Source organism: Microbacterium sp. MYb64 (assembly GCF_002979495.1).
GTDB lineage: Bacteria > Actinomycetota > Actinomycetes > Actinomycetales > Microbacteriaceae > Microbacterium > Microbacterium azadirachtae_A.
In genome coordinates this window covers 1-17,318 of record NZ_PCOW01000009.1, presented here as the reverse complement: position 1 = coordinate 17,318, position 17,318 = coordinate 1, and the positions used below count along the sequence as shown (strand labels likewise).

The 17,318-nt window shown below is 68.7% G+C and carries 18 protein-coding genes; 12 read left to right on the top strand and 6 right to left on the bottom strand.

What is annotated here, in order from left to right; translation table 11 throughout:
• Window positions 1–30 precede the first annotated feature (30 nt).
• Window positions 31–834 (bottom strand): IclR family transcriptional regulator, encoded by an 804-nt coding sequence (locus CQ044_RS09965; protein ID WP_045270438.1) that lies wholly within the window; start codon window positions 832–834, stop codon window positions 31–33.
• Window positions 835–1,049: 215 nt separating this feature from the next.
• On the opposite strand from CQ044_RS09965, the gene CQ044_RS09960 reads away from it, so the two are divergent.
• The 3 genes from CQ044_RS09960 to CQ044_RS09950 are packed head-to-tail and all read left to right on the top strand — an operon-like array spanning window position 1,050 to window position 4,205.
• Window positions 1,050–1,985: a carbohydrate ABC transporter permease gene (locus CQ044_RS09960; RefSeq protein WP_105688327.1), complete on the top strand. Its 936-nt coding sequence runs from the start codon at window positions 1,050–1,052 to the stop codon at window positions 1,983–1,985.
• A complete protein-coding gene (locus tag CQ044_RS09955; protein ID WP_235281562.1) occupies window positions 1,982–2,842 on the top strand; it encodes a carbohydrate ABC transporter permease in 861 nt (286 codons plus the stop codon). The genes CQ044_RS09960 and CQ044_RS09955 overlap by 4 nt, the downstream gene beginning before the upstream one ends.
• A gap of 55 nt (window positions 2,843–2,897) precedes the next feature.
• The gene (locus CQ044_RS09950) at window positions 2,898–4,205 is read left to right on the top strand and encodes an ABC transporter substrate-binding protein (RefSeq protein WP_105688326.1); all 1,308 of its coding nucleotides are present in this window, start codon (window positions 2,898–2,900) and stop codon (window positions 4,203–4,205) included.
• 66 nt (window positions 4,206–4,271) lie between these two features.
• On the opposite strand, the gene CQ044_RS09945 is transcribed toward CQ044_RS09950, so the two are convergent.
• Both CQ044_RS09945 and CQ044_RS09940 read right to left on the bottom strand, forming a co-directional pair.
• A complete protein-coding gene (locus tag CQ044_RS09945) occupies window positions 4,272–4,988 on the bottom strand; it encodes an SDR family NAD(P)-dependent oxidoreductase (protein WP_105688325.1) in 717 nt (238 codons plus the stop codon).
• Entirely contained in the window at window positions 4,985–5,902 is a 918-nt protein-coding gene (locus tag CQ044_RS09940) for a dihydrodipicolinate synthase family protein (protein WP_105688324.1), read from the bottom strand. The genes CQ044_RS09945 and CQ044_RS09940 overlap by 4 nt, the downstream gene beginning before the upstream one ends.
• A 109-nt stretch (window positions 5,903–6,011) precedes the next feature.
• On the opposite strand from CQ044_RS09940, the gene CQ044_RS09935 reads away from it, so the two are divergent.
• Window positions 6,012–6,932, top strand: a complete 921-nt coding sequence (locus CQ044_RS09935) for an SMP-30/gluconolactonase/LRE family protein (protein ID WP_105688323.1) — start codon at window positions 6,012–6,014, stop codon at window positions 6,930–6,932.
• Window positions 6,929–7,573: a bifunctional 4-hydroxy-2-oxoglutarate aldolase/2-dehydro-3-deoxy-phosphogluconate aldolase gene (locus tag CQ044_RS09930; protein WP_219844953.1), complete on the top strand. Its 645-nt coding sequence runs from the start codon at window positions 6,929–6,931 to the stop codon at window positions 7,571–7,573. The genes CQ044_RS09935 and CQ044_RS09930 overlap by 4 nt, the downstream gene beginning before the upstream one ends.
• A gap of 100 nt (window positions 7,574–7,673) precedes the next feature.
• Here CQ044_RS09930 and gndA read toward each other — a convergent pair whose 3' ends face one another.
• The gene (gndA, locus tag CQ044_RS09925) at window positions 7,674–9,128 is read right to left on the bottom strand and encodes an NADP-dependent phosphogluconate dehydrogenase (RefSeq protein ID WP_105688322.1); all 1,455 of its coding nucleotides are present in this window, start codon (window positions 9,126–9,128) and stop codon (window positions 7,674–7,676) included.
• Window positions 9,129–9,511: 383 nt separating this feature from the next.
• On the opposite strand from gndA, the gene CQ044_RS09920 reads away from it, so the two are divergent.
• The 5 genes from CQ044_RS09920 to CQ044_RS09900 all read left to right on the top strand — a co-directional run bounded on the left by CQ044_RS09920 (window position 9,512) and on the right by CQ044_RS09900 (window position 14,701).
• Window positions 9,512–10,732: a branched-chain amino acid ABC transporter substrate-binding protein gene (locus CQ044_RS09920; protein WP_105688321.1), complete on the top strand. Its 1,221-nt coding sequence runs from the start codon at window positions 9,512–9,514 to the stop codon at window positions 10,730–10,732.
• A 103-nt stretch (window positions 10,733–10,835) separates the two neighbouring features.
• On the top strand, window positions 10,836–11,852 hold the full coding sequence (locus CQ044_RS09915) for a branched-chain amino acid ABC transporter permease (protein ID WP_105688320.1): 1,017 nt from the start codon (window positions 10,836–10,838) through the stop codon (window positions 11,850–11,852).
• Window positions 11,849–13,054: a branched-chain amino acid ABC transporter permease gene (locus CQ044_RS09910; protein WP_082076481.1), complete on the top strand. Its 1,206-nt coding sequence runs from the start codon at window positions 11,849–11,851 to the stop codon at window positions 13,052–13,054. The genes CQ044_RS09915 and CQ044_RS09910 overlap by 4 nt, the downstream gene beginning before the upstream one ends.
• Window positions 13,051–14,001, top strand: coding sequence for an ABC transporter ATP-binding protein (locus CQ044_RS09905; protein WP_105688319.1), 951 nt, complete (start codon window positions 13,051–13,053; stop codon window positions 13,999–14,001). The genes CQ044_RS09910 and CQ044_RS09905 overlap by 4 nt, the downstream gene beginning before the upstream one ends.
• On the top strand, window positions 13,994–14,701 hold the full coding sequence (locus CQ044_RS09900) for an ABC transporter ATP-binding protein (RefSeq protein ID WP_374954854.1): 708 nt from the start codon (window positions 13,994–13,996) through the stop codon (window positions 14,699–14,701). The genes CQ044_RS09905 and CQ044_RS09900 overlap by 8 nt, the downstream gene beginning before the upstream one ends.
• An 85-nt stretch (window positions 14,702–14,786) precedes the next feature.
• Here the strand turns inward: CQ044_RS09900 and CQ044_RS19835 are convergent, their stop codons facing one another.
• A complete protein-coding gene (locus tag CQ044_RS19835) occupies window positions 14,787–14,912 on the bottom strand; it encodes a hypothetical protein (protein ID WP_258133241.1) in 126 nt (41 codons plus the stop codon).
• 190 nt (window positions 14,913–15,102) lie between these two features.
• On the opposite strand from CQ044_RS19835, the gene CQ044_RS09895 reads away from it, so the two are divergent.
• Complete coding sequence (locus CQ044_RS09895) at window positions 15,103–15,723, top strand: 50S ribosomal protein L25/general stress protein Ctc (protein WP_105688317.1); 621 nt, start codon at window positions 15,103–15,105, stop codon at window positions 15,721–15,723.
• Between the two features lie 103 nt (window positions 15,724–15,826).
• Window positions 15,827–16,408, top strand: coding sequence for an aminoacyl-tRNA hydrolase (pth, locus tag CQ044_RS09890; RefSeq protein ID WP_105688316.1), 582 nt, complete (start codon window positions 15,827–15,829; stop codon window positions 16,406–16,408).
• 63 nt (window positions 16,409–16,471) lie between these two features.
• Here the strand turns inward: pth and CQ044_RS09885 are convergent, their stop codons facing one another.
• Window positions 16,472–17,077 (bottom strand): hypothetical protein, encoded by a 606-nt coding sequence (locus CQ044_RS09885; protein WP_105688315.1) that lies wholly within the window; start codon window positions 17,075–17,077, stop codon window positions 16,472–16,474.
• Window positions 17,078–17,318 lie beyond the last annotated feature (241 nt).

Here is a 17,318-nt window from a genome sequence, read left to right as displayed (position 1 = left end):
AGGGCGCCGCGATCGGATCGCGGCGGCGGGTCAGAGCGCCGCGAAGGCGCTCGCGGAGCGGGAAGGGCTGTAGCCGAGCGCGACCGAGATCTCGTCCGCCGCCTCGATGAGCTGCAGCGCGAGCTCCTGGTGCGGGGCGTGCAGGTCGAGCACGGAGAGAGGTCCGCTCGCCGAGAGCGCCGCGACGATCTCGCCCGCCCTGTTGTGGATCGGCGCCGCGATGCAGGCGCGCCCGAAGGCGAGCTCCTCGATCTCGGTCGCGTATCCACGGCTGCGGCTCTCGTCGAGCGCGACCTGCATGGCGTCGCGGTCGACGATCGTGTGCGGGGTGAAGCGCTGAGGGGAGTGCTCGAAGTACTCGTCGACCTTCTCGGACGTCATTCCGGACAGCAGGGCCTTGCCGAGGCCCGTGGCGTGCAGGGGGCCCGTGCGTCCGGCCATCGCGAACGACTTCGGGGCGAGCGCGCCCTCGAAGTTGCAGAGGTAGGTGAAGGTGAAGCCGCTGAGCTCGGCGACGTTCACGCCGATCTCGATCCGGCGGGCCAGGTTCTGCGCGATCTGCCGCGACGCGCGGAAGATCGGCGAGCCGTTGAGCGCGATCGTCCCGAGGGCGACCGCCGCCGGCCCGAGCCGGTACAGACCGGTCCGGCCGTCCTGGACGACGAACTTCATCCGGTCGAGGGCCGACATCATGCGGGAGACGGTGGACTGCCCGAGGCCCGTCAGCGTGCAGAGCTCGGAGACCCGCAGCTCACCCGACTCCTCGGTGAAGCAGGCGAGCAGGGACATCGCCCGCTCCACGGTCTGGGTGCCCCCCACCGATTCCGATGCCATCGCGACTTCTCCTCCCAGCGGCCACCGCATCTGCGAAGCCGTTGCCAGTCATCCTAATGAGACTGTTGATGCCAGGCAAGGCAAATGTGGGTGTCTTATGCATTTTGTGGATTTCGCATCCGCATTGTGGTTGACTGACTGCACGTCATCGTCGACGACTGCGACGACGACGTGCAGGGGACCGCAGGGTCCACCCCACCCGGAAAGTGAATGCCATGCCACAAGCCACCCTCGAGCGGCCAGAGATCCGCGAGCAGGTCCCGCCGCCGCGCTCGGGACGCCGCTCCACGCTGGGCGCGAAGGACCGCACCTTCGGTTTCATGATCGCACTTCCTGCGGTCCTGCTGTTCCTCGTGATCGCGATCTTCCCGCTCGTCTCGAGCATCGGCACCAGCCTCTACGACCAGTCCCTGCTGCGTCCGGAGCGCACGTTCGTCGGCTTCGACAACTACGCGCTGATCTGGGACGAGTTCGTGGCGAGACTCGGTACGACGCTCGTGTTCGCCTCGCTGTCCACGGTCTTCCCGCTGTTCCTCGGCGTCGCCCTGGCGATGCTGCTGAACTCGCGGATGCGCGGCCGCACCGTCCTGCGCGGCGCGCTGATGCTGCCGTGGCTGCTGCCGGGTGTGGTCGTGTCGTTCCTCTGGGCGTGGATCTTCAACGACAGCTACGGCGTCGTGAACCACATCCTGACGCTCCTCGGCCTGCCCGAGATCAGCATGCTTGGCAATCCCGTCGGAGCGATGACCGCCGTGATCATCGCGAAGACCTGGCACTCCTTCCCCTGGATCATGGTGGTCGCGCTCGCCGTGCTGCAGACGCTCCCCAGCGAGCAGATCGAGGCCGCGACGATCGACGGCGCGACCCGCGCTCAGCGCTTCCGGTACATCTCGCTGCCGCACATCGCCGGTCCCGTCACTCTCGTCGCCGTGCTCGAGTTCATCTACAACTTCGGCAACTTCGACACGATCTTCGTGATGACCGGCGGGGGACCAGGCAACTCGACCACGACCCTCGCCGTGAGTCTCTACCACCTCGCCTTCGGCAGCTACGAGCTCGGCAAGGCCTCCGCGATGGGGGCGCTCTGGCTCGTCCTGCTCGCGATCATCTCGAGCGGATATCTGCTCCTCAACCGACGACTGGAGAAATGATGCGCCGCAACCGCGACGTCGGCGAGGGGATCATCCGCCCTCATCTGTCCGTCCCCGGGCGCGTGGGCCTGATCGTGCTCGCCCTGTTCGGCCTGCTTCCGGTGTACTGGCTCACCGCGACGGCGTTCACGAAGAAGGAGGACGTGTTCGCCCAGAACCGGCCGTTCTTCCCTGTGGATCCGACGATCGAGAACTTCGTCGGCTTCTTCCAGAACGACGCGCTTCTGAAGAACCTCGGAAACAGCATCATCGTGTCGAGCGGAACCGCGCTGCTGGCCGTGCTGGTCGGCGGGCTGATGGCCTACTCGCTCTCGAAGTTCCGCTATCGCGGACGCAACGCGATCATGTTCATGTTCCTCATCGGTCAGCTGATCCCCGGTGCGCTGCTGCTCATCTCGCTGTATCTGATGCTGAGCTCCGCGGGCCTGCTGTACACGTATGCGGCCCTGATCCTCTCGTTCACGACCTTCACGCTGCCGCTCACCGTCTTCCTGCTCAAGGGGATCATGGACGGCCTTCCGGACGACATCCTCGAGGCCGCGAAGGTCGACGGGCTCTCCCGGACCGCCACCGTGTTCCGGATCGTCTTCCCACTGGTCGTGCCGGGGCTCATCACCGCCGCGATGTTCGCCTTCATGCGCGGGTGGAGCGACCTCCTCTTCGCGCTCACGCTCGCAGGTCCCGACAAGCAGACGCTGCCGGCCGGCCTCACGCAGGCGTTCATCCACGAGGGCACAGCGGACTGGCCGGCGCTCATGGCGGCCTCCCTGATCACCTCGCTCCCGCTCGTCATCATCTTCGTCGTCCTCCAGCGCTACTTCGTCTCCGGCCTGGCGGCCGGGGCGGTGAAGGGCTAGCCGCTTGTCCCCGAAACACCCTGATTCCCGATCTGTCCCTGAAGGAGCTGTGCCCATGAACATCCCGAACTCGCAGTTGAGTCGTCGTGCCTTCCTCGGCGGCGGCACCGCCCTGGCCGCTTTCGGCGTCCTCGCCCTTGCCGGCTGCGCGACCCCGGCCGCGACGCCCCCGGGCGCCACGGCAAATGCCGCGACCAAGGCCAAGACCATCAACTTCTACGGCAACTCGCTCGGCGAGGAAGCGCTCAAGCCTGCCTGGCAGGGGATCATCGACGGGTTCTCCAAGGACGCCGGCGTGACCGTCGCGCCGGTGATCTACCCGTACGACCAGGCCGCCACCCAGCTCGCGCTCACGGGCCGCTCCGGCAAGCTCCTCGGCGTCGGTCAGTCAGGCGGATGGCAGGTGCTCACGCCCATGGACCTGCTCGCCGATCTGACCGAGCTGGCCAAGGGTCTCGGGATCCCCCAGGGCGTCCTCGACTCGTACACCAAGGACGGCAAGCTGCTCGTGCTGCCGCTGACCGCTTCGGGGATCGGCATCGCCACGAACGGCGAGATCGCCAAGAGCGTCGGCATCAAGTCCGGCATGACCGTCGAGCAGTTCGCGACGGCGCTCGAGAAGATCAAGGCCCAGGACTCCTCGCTGATCCCGTACGCGGCGGTGACCAAGAACCCCGACCTCAAGGACGCCGTGCACTGGATGTGGGGCTTCGGGAGCGAGGTCGTCACGGATGACCTGAAGTGCACGATCGGCGACGCGGCGAGCGTCAAGGCCATCACCTGGTACAAGTCCCTCATGGATGCGGGACTCACGCAGACCAACGTCGCCCGCAGCGACGCCCGGATCCTGTTCGCGAGCGGGCGGGCGGCGCTCTACGACGATGCGCCGCTCGTGCCGACCTTCCTGAAGAAGAACGGCGCGGCCCAGAACATCGTCGACAACGTCAGCGCGATCTCGCGCCCCACGGTGGACGGCAAGAAGTCCTACAACCGCGCCTGGGGCAGCGGCCTGTTCGCGACGGCCGGTGAGGGCGAGGTCACGAGCCGAGAGTTCATCACCTACGCGGCGACCGATGTCGCGGCCGCGACGGCGCTGTACGAGCGGTCGGCCGTGGCTCCCGCGGCGAAGAGCGTCGCGGACAAGATCCCCGCGCTCGCGGCGGACAAGTTCCAGGGGACGTTCCGCACCCAGGTGTCGGAGCACGCGCGGGCCGCGGCCTGGGATCGCGTCGCGGTGACGGCGCAGATCGACGCCGCGATCGGCGGCGGTGTCGCGACGATCCTCGCCGGTCAGGTGGACGTCCAAGCCGGTCTCAACGCCCTGAAGAAGGAAGTGCAGGGGCTGCTCGACTCCAACTCCTGAGCCTCGAACACGAATGCCGCGCCGGAGGATCTCCGGCGCGGCATTCGTGTTCGTTCGGAACGGTCCTCAGAGCCAGCGGTCGCGCAGCACCGGCTTCAGCCACGAGGCCGGGGAGGACATGGAGAGCCCCCCGTCGACAGGGATCGTCGCCCCGGTGATGAACGACGCGCCCTCCGACGCGAGGAAGGCGACGACCGACGCGACCTCCTCCGGGCGCCCGATCCTGCCCAGCGGGTAGCCTTCGGTCTCGCCGGTGTCGTCGGCGGAGATGCTCCCCGGCTGCACCGAGTTGACGCGGATCCCGCGGGGGCCGTAGTCCAGCGCGAGCTGCCGCATGAGCGCCTCGACGCCGGCCTTGGCCGCGGCGTACGCGGGCAGGGAAGGAGCCGCGAGCGTGGCGTTGACCGAGGTGACCGCCACGATCGACGAGCCTGGTGCGAGCAGCGGCAGCGCCGCGCGGGCGACGAAGAACGCCGAGTCGAGGGTCGCTCCGAGCGCCCCGCGCCAGTCCTCGTCGCTCGTCGCCTCTACGCGGCCGATCGGCATCCGCGCCGCCGCGAGAACGACGACGTCGATGCCGCCGAGAGCGGCCGCCGCGTCGGAGACAGCCGTTCCCGCGCCTTCCGGGCGGCTGCAGTCGGCGACGAGGAAGCTCGCGAAGGCCGGATCGACGGTCGGCTCCAGTCCCACGCCGACGACGGCGTCGCCGCGCTCCGCGAACGCGCGCGCGATCGCGATGCCGATGTCGGAACCGCCGCCGATCAGCAGCACACGACTGCTCACACGCGCACCGCGGTCGGCAGGGGAGGAAGGGCGAGCTCCTCGAGGACGAGGTGCACCGCGGCACGGCTGCCGGCGTCGAGGCGGGCCGCCGGGTAGCGCACGGTGGCGTGCTCGATGATCCCGCGCGCCACCAGCACCTCCTTGTGCACCGCCCACGCGATGCCGCCCTGCAGTCCGATCAGCACGAGAGGGAGCATACGACGGAAGCCCGCGCGCGCCTCTTCGACGCGCCCCGCGACGAAGTCGGCCAGCACAGGGCCGAGCAGGTCGGGGAACTCGCAGGCCGGCATCGTGCCGACGGCGCCGCGCGCGTACTCCTCCAGGCAGAACTGGGCGTTCTGGCCGCCGAGCACGGCGAAGTCCGTACCGCCGAGCGCATCGACGACGGCCCCGACCTTGGGGGCGGTGGGCGGCGCCTCGACCTTGACGGAGTCGACGCCGTCGAGACGGGCGAGCTCGGCGATGAGTCCCGGCGTCATGGCGACGCCGGTGACGCCGGGGGCGTCCTGCACCATGACGGACAGGGAGGTGGATCCCGCGACCTCTCCGTAGAAGTCGACGAGCGTGGCCGCGGCCGGCTTCACCATGAACGGCGGAAGCACCATGAGCGCGTCGGCGCCGCCCTCCTCCGCGAGGAGGGCCTGCTCGATCGACGTCGCGGTCGATGTGCCGTTGACGCCGGCGATGACGGGAATGCGTCCGTCTACGACGGAGACGACATCGTCGAGGATCGCGCGTCTTTCCTCCGTCGTCAGCGCGAAGCCCTCGCTCGCCATCCCGAACACGGCCACGCCGTCGACGCCGGAGGCGAGTTCGAAGTCGACCAGTCGCCGAAGGCCGGCGCGATCGAGCGCGCCCGTCTCATCGAACGGCGTCGCCAGGATCGGCATCAAGCCGTGGAGGGTGGAAGTCATCGGCAGGTTCCCCGCTTCATCATCGGATCGCTTTTCGCGCAAGAGGTATGCATATTGTGAGATAGTCTGCCACATAACGGTTATCGCCTACCAGTGAAAGAGGGCAAGGATGTCGCGTTCACCCCGCTCACGAACCGTCGAGATCATCTCCGACGAACGATACGTACAGGCCGAGTCGCCGCGCTGGGACAGCAGGGACGGCGGTCTGGCCTGGATCGACATGGCGACGGGGCGCTTCCACCGGGGGCGCATCGAGGGCGGACGACTGCAGCAGGGCGGATCCGTGCTCGTCGGGGCGAAGATCGGCGCGCCGGCGCCTCTCGTCGAGGCGGGGGCAGGATGGATCGTCGCGACGGAGCGCGGGGTGGTCCACGTGGCGGATGAGGGCGGCATCACGTCCGTCGTCGCGGATCTCGCCGAACCGGACGACTACATGAACGACGGGGCCTGCGATCCCTCCGGGCGCTTCTGGGTGGGCAGCCAGTCGATGCCGCGGGATCCGCACAGCTCCCTCTGGAGCATCGACGAGCACGGGGTCGCGGTCGAACGCCTCGGCGGGGTTACGGTGTCCAACGGCCTCGTCTTCGACGGCACGGGATCCACGATGTACTACATCGACACGCTTCCGCACCGCAGCATCGAGGCGTTCGATGTGGCGCCGGACGGCCGGCTGTCGCGTCGCCGCACGGTGTGCGCCGTCGGCGGAGGGAACCCCGACGGCATGACGATCGACAGCGAGGGGATGCTCTGGGTCGCGGTGTGGGATGCAGGGGAGGTGCGCCGCTACTCGCCCGACGGGACGCTCGATGAGACGATCGCGCTCCCCGCGACGAGGCCGACCGCGGTCGCGCTCGTCGACGACCTGCTGGTGATCACGACCGCGAGCATCGGGCTGCCCCGCCCCTCCGCGGCGGATGGTGCGATCCTGGGCGTGCGGGTCGACGTCGGCGGCGCTCCCGCGCTGCCGTGGGGCGGCGCGATCCCTCTCGGCGGTCACCGCGACGAGTCGGCCGGTCGGAGCGACTCGTGAGCGTCGTGGACAACGGCCGCCTGCAGGAACGGCTCGGCGAGAGCAGGCTCATCGCGATCCTCCGCGGCAGCGACGTCGATGCCACGGTCGCGGCGGCGCGGACGCTGCTGGACGCCGGCGTCCTGACGCTGGAGATCGCGCTCACCCTGGACGGGGCGGAGGAGGCGATCGCGCAGGTCGTCAAGGATGCTCCGGCCGGCGCGATGATCGGCGCCGGCACGGCCCTCACCCCGGCGGATGTCGACAGGGCCGTCTCGGCCGGTGCGCAGTTCATGGTGACGCCGACGCTCAGCCAGTCCGTCGGGTACGCGGTCAGGGAGGGCATCGGCGTGCTCCCCGGCGTCTACTCGCCCACGGAGATCCAGCGCGGTCTGGACCTCGGCGCCGCGGCCGTGAAGCTCTTCCCGGCATCCGGTCTCGGCCCAGGATTCATCCGTGCCGTCCGGGAGCCCCTGCCGCACGCGCGGATCATCCCGGTCGGCGGAGTGTCCGTCGGGTCGGTGGGGGAGTACCTCGAGGCCGGAGCGTTCGCGGTCGGTGTCGGAGGCCCGCTCCTCGGCGATGCGGCGACGCCCTCAGGAGACCTCGCCGCCCTCGCCGCGCGCGCCGCGGCCTTCCGTCGCGCCGTCGCGCGCCCCTGAGGCCGCGCCACCTCCGCCGCCAGCCCCCCACTTGCGAGTCGTCCCCGTCAGCGCACTCCATGGGGTGCGCTGACGGGGACGACTCGTCGGTGGGGCTGCGTCAGTGCGTGTCGACGGCCTCGATCTCGGTGCGATCGCCCGACCACTGGGTGTGGAAGGTGCCGGGCTTGTCGATGCGCTTGTAGGTGTGTGCGCCGAAGAAGTCGCGCTGGCCCTGCACGAGAGCGGCGGGGAGGCGGTCGGCGCGGATCCCGTCGTAGTAGGACAGCGACGAGGAGAACGCGGGGGCGGGGATCCCGGCCTGCGCGGCGGCCACGACGACGCGGCGCCAGGCGGCCTGGGCGCGGCCGATCGCCTCGGCGAAGTACGACGCGGCCATCAGGACCGGCAGGTCAGGGGTCTCGGCGTACGCGTCGGCGATACGGTTCAGGAACTGCGCGCGGATGATGCAGCCGCCGCGCCAGATCTTCGAGATCGCGCCGAGGTCGATGTTCCAGCCGTACTCGGCGGCCCCGGCGCGGATCTCGTCGAAGCCCTGCGAGTACGCGACGATCTTCGACGCGTACAGCGCCAGGCGCACGTCCTCGATGAACGTGTCGACCTGGTCGGCGGGGACGGTGAACTCCTCAGCCGGGCCGGGGAGCGCGCCGGCGACGACGCGCTGCTCGGGGTGCGAGCTCAGCGAGCGGGCGAACGTGGCCTCGGCGATGCCGGAGACGGGGACACCGAGGGAGAGCGCGGTCTGCACGGTCCACGCGCCGGTGCCCTTGGCACCGGCCTGGTCGAGGATGACGTCCACGAGCGGCGCGCCGGTGGAGGCATCGACCTGACGGAGCACCTCGGCGGTGATCTCGATGAGGTACGACTCCAGCTCGCCCTTGTTCCACTCGGCGAAGATCTCGGCGATCTCGGCCGGGCTCTTGCCCGTACCGCGGCGGATCAGGTCGTAGGCCTCGGCGATGAGCTGCATGTCCGCGTACTCGATGCCGTTGTGCACCATCTTCACGAAGTGTCCGGCGCCGTCGTGGCCCACGTGCGTCACGCACGGCTCGCCCTCGGCGATCGCGGCGATCGAGCGCAGGATCGGGCCCAGGGTCACCCAGGACTCGTCGGATCCGCCCGGCATGATCGAAGGCCCGGTGAGCGCGCCCTCCTCGCCGCCGGAGATGCCGGCGCCGACGAAGTTGATCCCGGTGGCGCGCACGGCCTTCTCGCGACGGATGGTGTCGGGGAAGTACGCGTTGCCGCCGTCGACGATGATGTCGCCCGGCTCGAACACCTTGACGAGCTCGTCGATCACGGCGTCGGTGCCCGCGCCGGCCTTGACCATGATGATCGCGGTGCGCGGCTTCTGCAGCGCGTCGGCGAACTCCTGGTAGGTCGCGGCGGGGATGAATCCTGCCTCGGGGTGCGCATCCAGCACGCCCTGCGTCTTCTCGTAGCTGCGGTTGAAGATCGCCACGGTGTTGCCCTCGCGGCTGGCGAGGTTGCGGGCGAGATTCGAACCCATGACGGCGAGTCCGACGACTCCGATGTTGGCAGCGGCAGTGGGCACGGTGATCTCCTCGTGTGTCCGGTGGGGGATGGATTCAGGGTATCGCTGTTGGGGCAGGGATCAGGGCTGTGCGTCCGGCTGCCGCGCGCGCCGGTGCCGGTGCTTCCGATCGGATCCGCGTCGCCTCTGCGGGCGCGTCGGCGACGGCGTCCCGCGTTCCGGGATGAAGCGGCGCGGGACCGTCGCGGGTCCGCGCCCGCGACGGACGCACGTGGGGGCATGTAACGATCCGAGCAACCGTTCCGCGTTAGCAGGCGAAAACTGGACGCCGTCGGACTAATGTCGTGCGCGGGACGCGTACATGGAGGTACGCTCGCCACACCTTGAAGACATCGACGTTCGCAAGGGGCGGTCGATGACCCGAGTCGGAAGGCAATCACAAAATGATCCGAAAGAAAGTCGTCGCGGGGGTCGCAGCCGCAGCCGCACTGCTGCTGCTCGCGGGTTGCGCGAATCAGGCCGGGGGCACGTCATCGACGACCGGCAGCAGCAGCAAGATCGATGTCCCCACGGTGTCGTCGGTCGACACGCCGAAGGACGCGGTCCTTCCCGCCGGTGACGGCAAGGCCACGTGCTCGAACCTCACCCTCGGCTACATCGGCGCCGAGACCGGCCCGAACGCCCAGCTCGGCATCAACATCGTCAACGGCGTGAAGCTCGCGATCGACCAGCACAACAAGGCGAACCCGGGCTGCCAGGTCGGACTCAAGGAGTTCGACACCGAGGGCGACCCGAACAAGGCGACCGGCCCGGTCACCCAGGCGGTCAGCGAGGCGGACATCGTCGGCGTCATCGGCCTGCCGTTCTCCGGCGAGTCGAAGGCCACGGGCAACATCTTCGAGCAGCAGGGGCTGGTGCACATCACCCCGTCCGCCACGAACCCCGGTCTGACCAAGAACGGCTGGACCACGTTCTTCCGCGGCCTCGGCAACGACTCGCAGCAAGGCCCGGCCGCCGCGAAGTTCGTCACCGACACGCTGAAGGCCAAGAAGGTCTACCTGGTGCAGGACGACTCCGACTACGGCATCGGCCTGGCCACCGCGACCAGCGAGGCTCTCGGCTCCGCCAAGACCGGCAGCGACAAGGTCACCACCGGTCAGAAGGACTTCTCGGCCGTGATCGCCAAGATCATGACCGCGAAGCCCGACGCGGTGTACTACGCCGGCTACTACGCCGAGGCCGCCCCGTTCGACCAGCAACTGGTCGCCAAGGGCTACACCGGCGCCTTCGTCGGCCCCGACGGCGTGAAGGACGACCAGTTCATCAAGCTGGCCGGCGACGCGTCGAAGAACGCCTTCTTCACCTGCCCGTGCATCCCGGGCGAGCTGCTGAAGGACTTCGAGAGCCAGTACAAGGCGGCCTCCAACGCGGAGCCCGGCACGTACTCCATCGAGGGCTACGACGCGGCCACCGTGCTGCTGAGCGGCATCGACGCGGGCAAGGTCAGCCGCGCCGACCTCAAGGACTGGGTCAAGAACTACGACAAGGACGGTCTGAGCAAGCACTACAAGTGGGACTCCACGGGAGAGCTGCAGGCGCCCGCCGTGTACGGCTACAAGGTCGACAGCGGCAAGATCGCCTACATCGGTCCGATCGGTCAGTGACCGAAAGGATCCCGCGGCACGGAGGCTTCCTCCGTGTCGCGGGATCCCCTGCCCCTGCTCTTTCCCGGCGCAACGTCGCGCCCTCTGTGGAAGTGAAAACTGAATGCTCGATCTCGTCGCCCAGTCCGTGGTGCACATGGACTCGTCCTGGATCAATTTCGATATCAACTCTCTGCTCCAGAACTTCTGGAGCGCCACCTTCGACGGCCTCACCTTCGGCGCCGTCTACGGCCTGATCGCCGTCGGCTACACCCTCGTCTACGGCGTCCTGAGCCTGATCAACTTCGCCCACTCGGAAGTCTTCATCGTCGGCGCCTACGGCGTCGTGATCACCCTGACGATGCTCGGCTTCGGCCCCAGCGCGCCGACGATCGGACCGCTGGCTATCATCATGGATCTGCTGCTCGCGCTCGTGGTCGGCATGGTGTTCTCCGCGGGCACCGCGTTCATCGTCGAACGGGTCGCCTATAGACCGCTGCGCAAACGGAACGCCCCGAGACTGGCGTTCCTGATCACCGCGATCGGCGTCTCGTTCGCGATCCAGTACCTGATCTTCCTGCCGTTCATCGGCGGGGCGAACGCGCAGCCGGCGGTGACGATGTTCATCGCGACGCCGGTGTTCGACGTGTTCGGCACGATCATCACCAACCAGCAGATCATCATCGTCGTCTCGGCGATCCTGCTGATGGTCGGCACGGACATGTTCATCCGGCGCAGCCGCACCGGACGCGGGATCCGCGCCGTGGCGCAGGATCCAGACACCGCGACCCTGATGGGCGTCTCGAAGGAGCGCACCATCGTGATCACGTTCATCATCGGCGGTCTGCTGGCCGGAGCCGCCGCACTGTTCTACGTGATGCTGGTGCCTTCGGGCGTCATCTACAACGGCGGGTTCATCCTCGGCGTCAAGGCGTTCGCGGCGGCCGTGCTCGGCGGCATCGGCAACGTCCGCGGCGCGCTGCTCGGCGGCATCCTGCTGGGCATCGTCGGCAACTACGGGCAGATCCTGCTCGGAGACGCGCAGTGGGCCGACGTCGTGGCCTTCGTGATCCTCGTCCTCGTGCTGCTGGTCCGACCGACCGGCATCCTGGGCACCACTCTCGGAAGGAGCAGGGCATGAGCACCTCATCCGACGGGCCCCGCCCGCTGCCCACGGCAGAAGCGGCCCGAGAGACGATCGAGACCGAGTCCATCGCCACCCTGCGCCGCGGACCGTTCCGCGGACTTCGCGAGCGCTGGAACGAGCTGTCCCGCCCCGCGCAGTGGGGGTGGATGCTGATCGTCGTCGCGATCGCCTATGCGATGCCGTATCTGAACTTCTTCCCGCTCAGCACGGCGCCGGGCAACGACTGGCCCCTCGCGCTGTTCGCGATGGCCGTGTACGCGCTCGTCGCCGTGGGCCTGAACGTTGTGGTCGGCTACGCCGGCCTGCTCGACCTCGGGTACGTGGCCTTCTTCGCGGTGGGCTCCTACACGGCGGCGATGTTCACCAGCCCCGACTCGCCGTACCTGAAGATCCCCTACCTGTGGACGCTTCCACTGGCGATGGTGATCGCGATGATCTTCGGCGTCGTGCTGGGCGTGCCCACGCTGCGGCTGCGCGGCGACTACCTGGCGATCGTGACCCTCGGCTTCGGTGAGATCGTGCGCATCCTGGCGACCATCATCCCGGCGATGAAGGGCCAGGTCGGCTTCCAGAACGTCGGCCGCCCGCCGGGGGACGGGCCGAACGGGATCCCGATCTTCGCGAACTCGAACGGCACCCCGTGGTACTGGCTGACCGTGACGATCCTCATCATCATCCTGCTGCTCGCGGGCAACCTGGAGCGCTCGCGCGTCGGGCGCGCCTGGATCGCGATCCGCGAGGACGAGGACGCCGCGGAGACGATGGGCGTCCCGACGTTCAAGTACAAGGTGTGGGCGTTCGCGATCGGTGCCAGCGTCGGGGGGCTCTCCGGCGCACTGTTCGCCGGTCAGGTCGGCTTCGTGAACAACCAGAAGTTCGACGTGCAGACCTCGATCCTGTTCCTCGCGGCCGTCGTCCTCGGCGGCACGGGCAACAAGGTCGGCGCGATCCTGGGTGGCGCGATCGTGGCGTACATCCCGCTGCGGTTCACCGCCGTCGCCGACTACAAGTACCTGATCTTCGGCGTCGCCCTGGTGATCCTGATGATCTACCGCTCGCAGGGCCTCATCCCGGCGAAGATGCGGCTCATGGCGTATTCGCGCAAGGCGATCGAATGGGTCGCGCCACCGAAGACGCCGAGAGGCGCCGAACCGCCGGGAGCACCCACGCCGCGCACGGAGGGAGGAGCGTCATGACCGACGAGAACGAGAACAGGGCAGATGCGACTCCGGAGGAGTCCGTGACCGACGCCGTGTCGGCCGCGGAGTCGACGCTCGACGACGGCGCGGAGCCGGACATCGTGCCGGGCGAGGCGCCGCCGCTCGTCGAAGGCGCGGAGTCCGAGCGCGAGATCGAGGTCGCGGTCGGCGAGAAGCTCGTCGAGGTGAAGAACCTCACGATCAAGTTCGGCGGCCTCACCGCGCTCGACGACGTCACCTTCGACATCAGGCGCGGCGAGATCCTCGGTCTCATCGGTCCGAACGGCGCCGGCAAGACGACGTGCTTCAACGCGATGACCGGCGTGTACCGGCCGACCAGCGGCGACGTGCTGCTGGAGGGGACGTCGGTGAAGGGTCGCAAGCAGCACCAGATCACGCGGATGGGCCTGGCGCGCACGTTCCAGAACATTCGGCTCTTCGGCGAGATGACGGCGCTCGAGAACGTGGTGGTGGGCCTCGACGCCCGGCACCGCACCTCGGTGCCCGGCGCGCTGATCCGCTCCCCGCGGCACATCCGCGAAGAGAGGAGCTCCGTGGACAGGGCGATGGCGCTGCTGGACTTCGTCGGCATCGCCCAGCACGCGCAGAAGCGCTCGAGGGATCTGTCCTACGGATCCCAGCGGCGCCTCGAGATCGCCCGCGCGCTGGCGACGGATCCGAAGCTGCTCTGCCTGGATGAGCCGGCCGCCGGCTTCAACCCGGCCGAGAAGGAGGATCTGATGGCGCTCATCCGGTCCATCAGGGACGAGGGCTACACGGTGCTGCTCATCGAGCACGACATGAAGCTCGTGATGGGCGTCACCGACCGCATCGTGGTGCTGGAGTTCGGCCGCAAGATCGCCGACGACCTGCCCGCCACCATCCGCAACGATCCGCGCGTGATCGCCGCCTACCTGGGAGTGCCCGAAGATGACGCTGCTTGAGCTCAAGGACGTCGCGGTCCACTACGGCAGGATCAAGGCGATCCACGACATCTCCTTCTCGGTCGACGAGGGCGAGATCGTCACGCTGATCGGTGCGAACGGCGCGGGCAAGACGACGACGATGCGCACGATCTCCGGGCTGCTCCAGCCGTCGAGCGGATCCATCACGTTCGACGGCCAGGACATCACGAAGATGAAGGCGCACCTGCGGGTGGTCAAGGGCATCTCGCAGTCGCCGGAGGGCCGGGGGATCTTCCCCGGCATGACGGTGCTGGAGAACCTCGACATGGGCACGTTCGGCCTGAAGAACAAGTCGGGCGTCTCGGAGTCCTTCGAGCGCGTGTTCTCTCTGTTCCCGCGGCTCGACGAACGCAAGAAGCAGCTCGGCGGCACGATGTCCGGCGGGGAGCAGCAGATGCTCGCGATCGGCCGTGCTCTGATGTCGCAGCCGCGCGTGCTGCTGCTGGACGAGCCGTCGATGGGGCTCGCTCCGCAGTTCATCCGGCAGATCTTCAAGATCATCACGGAGATCAACGCGCAGGGTACGACCGTGCTGCTGGTGGAGCAGAACGCGAACCAGGCCCTGGCAAGGGCGCATCGCGCGTTCGTGCTCGAGACCGGAGCGATCACGCGCACCGGAACCGGCAAGGAGCTGCTCGCCGATCCGGCCGTGAAGGAGGCCTACCTCGGCGTGGGGTGAGCGATCCCTGCGCCTGTCGAAGGCCGCACACACGAGAAGAACCGCGTCGTCCCTCGGGGCGGCGCGGTTCTTCGTGTGCGGTTCGTCAGTCCTTGCGGTAGCCGGAGCGGCCGAGCGAGAACAGCGCGCCGAAGCAGAGCACCGTCGCACCGACCGCCATCAGGCCGATCAGCCACGCCAGCGCTTCGGAGAGGAATACACCATCGGTCATGTCGTACAGCCTATCGTCAGTGGCGCGCGCCGAACTCGGGTAGCATGGTGGGGTCCTCGGCGAGGGATGACGCGCGTGCGCGCACATCCGTGATCGACGCGGCGAGCTCTGGCTCTCCTTCCGTCATGTCGAGACGACGCACCCAGACCACCGCGCAGCCCCTGCGCCGCGCGTGAACAAGGAGAACAGCATGTCTGAAGACAACAAGGTCGTCGCGGAGCTCCGCACCAGCTTCGGCAAGGGCTTCGCCCGCCGTCTGCGCGCCGCCGGCCAGATCCCCGCCGTCATCTACGGCCACGGCACCGACCCGGTGCACGTCGCCCTTCCCGGCCACCAGGTCGGCCTGCTGATCCGTCGTGCCAACGCGCTGCTCGAGCTCGACATCGCTGGTCGCGCCGAGCTGACCCTGGTCAAGGACGTGCAGAAGGACCCGGTGCACCAGATCATCGAGCACATCGACCTGCTCGTCGTGAAGAAGGGTGAGAAGGTCTCGATCGAGCTCCCCGTCGTGCTGACCGGCGAGTCCTTCGCGGGCACCATCGCGAACCTCGACGCCACGCACCTCTCGGTCGAGGCCGAGGCCACCCACATCCCCGAGCACGTCGAGGTCTCGGTCGAGGGACTCGAGGAGGGCGCGCGCATCACCGCCGCCGACGTCGTGCTGCCCAAGGGCGTCACCCTGATCGCCGACCCGGAGACCCTCATCGTCGCCGTCGCCGTTCCCGCCGCCGCGCTTGCGGCCGAGGGCGAGATCGCCGCTGCCGATGAGGCCGTCGCCGAGGCGCAGTCCGAGGAGGCCGCTGCGGAGTAATCCGCGGTTCGAACTTCTGGCGAAGGGGGCGCGATCGGATCGCGCCCCCTTCGTCGTCCCAGGATGTGTCCTGGCACCCCGCGAATTCAGGGAGGATGGATCCATGGCGCAGACATGGCTGGTCGTCGGGCTCGGCAACCCCGGGCCGAAGTACGCGACGACCCGGCACAACGTCGGGCAGATGGTCCTCGACGAGCTCGCGGCTCGTCGCGGCGAGACCTTCCGCGAGCACAAGGGCGGGGCCAGGGTCGTGGAGACGTGGGTGCGCCCGGGCGGCGACAAGCTCGTGCTCGCCAAGCCGAACAGCTTCATGAACGTCTCGGGCGCCCCGGTCGGCGCGCTCGCCCGGTTCTACTCGGTGGATCCGGATCGGATCGTGCTCGTGCACGATGAGCTCGACATCCCCTTCGACACGATCAAGCTCAAGGTCGGCGGGGGGCACGGCGGGCACAACGGCATCCGCGATGTCGCTCGTGTGCTGACCACGCCCGACTTCCCGCGCGTGCGGGTGGGGATCGGCCGGCCTCCGGGGCGACAGGATCCGGCCGACTGGGTGCTCGCGCCGTTCGGCGCGGCAGAGCGTCCGAACCTCCCGATCCTCATCTCCGATGCGGCGGATGCCGTGGAGCTGCTGGTCGAGGACGGGCTGCTCGCGGCGCAGCAGAAGCATCACGCGCCGCGCTGATCTCCCTGCGCCTCCGGCGCCGCACTCCGTCCGCGACGGCACGGACGCGGATGTCTTCGCGCGTCAGCGCTGCGTCGCCGCGACGCCCAGCGCGACGATGAAGACGATGTAGCCCACGAGGCCGTACACGAACGGTCCGAGCGCGGCGATGATGACCGCGGCGATGCCGGGCCCGCGACCGCGCCGCTTGGCGATCGCGACGATGCCCTGCACGAGCGCCCAGATCCCCAGCGCGGTCGCCGTCCAGGTCGTGATCTCGACCCACAGGATGAGATCGCGCACGGGGGTGAGGAAGGAGAGGTCGTCAGAGGACACCCTGTTCTCGAGGGCCGTGAGGTCTGTCGAGGAGCCGATGCCGTGCCCGACCTGCCAGGCGAGCACGGCGCCCACGATGGTGAGCACCACGGTGGCGAGGAGCGCGAGCAGCAGGGCCACGCGGCCGAGGCCGGGGCCGCCTGCCGGACGGGCCGCCGGAGCGTACGGGTCTGCGTAGCCGCCGGCGGGTCCGGAGAAGGCTCCGGGCGGCGCCTGATAGACGGGTGCCACCGGCTGCTGCGGGTACGCGGGCGCGACCGGCTGCTGCTGGTAGGCGGGCGGAGCGACCGGCGGCGCCGGATATCCCGGCGCGGCGGGCGGCGGAACGGGGCTGGACTGCTGCGGATCGGTCACGCGTTCATCCTAGGGTCGGTGGCCGATGTGCGGTGGCTGCCGCGTGCGGTGGTGGTTGTTTCGTCCTCCACAGGTTGCGTTTCGGGGGAGTTGTGCACAGTTCGGAAATATGGGCTGATCTGGGGGTTCGAATGTCGGTGGTCCCGTGTTGGATGGGGGTATGAGATCGAGTCCGGCGGAGGTTCTGCAGCAGGTGGATGACCTACTGGCGGGGTTGTGCGCGTCGGTGGAGATGGGCGCC

What these genes read in the sequence shown, in the direction of transcription:
- CQ044_RS09965 (WP_045270438.1), bottom strand. Translation starts at nt 834, where the DNA reads ATGGCATCGGAATCGGTGGGGGGCACCCAGACCGTGGAGCGGGCGATG.
- CQ044_RS09960 (WP_105688327.1), top strand. Translation starts at nt 1,050, where the DNA reads ATGCCACAAGCCACCCTCGAGCGGCCAGAGATCCGCGAGCAGGTCCCG.
- CQ044_RS09955 (WP_235281562.1), top strand. Translation starts at nt 1,982, where the DNA reads ATGATGCGCCGCAACCGCGACGTCGGCGAGGGGATCATCCGCCCTCAT.
- CQ044_RS09950 (WP_105688326.1), top strand. Translation starts at nt 2,898, where the DNA reads ATGAACATCCCGAACTCGCAGTTGAGTCGTCGTGCCTTCCTCGGCGGC.
- CQ044_RS09940 (WP_105688324.1), bottom strand. Translation starts at nt 5,902, where the DNA reads ATGACTTCCACCCTCCACGGCTTGATGCCGATCCTGGCGACGCCGTTC.
- CQ044_RS09935 (WP_105688323.1), top strand. Translation starts at nt 6,012, where the DNA reads ATGTCGCGTTCACCCCGCTCACGAACCGTCGAGATCATCTCCGACGAA.
- CQ044_RS09920 (WP_105688321.1), top strand. Translation starts at nt 9,512, where the DNA reads ATGATCCGAAAGAAAGTCGTCGCGGGGGTCGCAGCCGCAGCCGCACTG.
- CQ044_RS09915 (WP_105688320.1), top strand. Translation starts at nt 10,836, where the DNA reads ATGCTCGATCTCGTCGCCCAGTCCGTGGTGCACATGGACTCGTCCTGG.
- CQ044_RS09910 (WP_082076481.1), top strand. Translation starts at nt 11,849, where the DNA reads ATGAGCACCTCATCCGACGGGCCCCGCCCGCTGCCCACGGCAGAAGCG.
- CQ044_RS09905 (WP_105688319.1), top strand. Translation starts at nt 13,051, where the DNA reads ATGACCGACGAGAACGAGAACAGGGCAGATGCGACTCCGGAGGAGTCC.
- CQ044_RS19835 (WP_258133241.1), bottom strand. Translation starts at nt 14,912, where the DNA reads ATGACCGATGGTGTATTCCTCTCCGAAGCGCTGGCGTGGCTGATCGGC.
- CQ044_RS09895 (WP_105688317.1), top strand. Translation starts at nt 15,103, where the DNA reads ATGTCTGAAGACAACAAGGTCGTCGCGGAGCTCCGCACCAGCTTCGGC.
- pth (WP_105688316.1), top strand. Translation starts at nt 15,827, where the DNA reads ATGGCGCAGACATGGCTGGTCGTCGGGCTCGGCAACCCCGGGCCGAAG.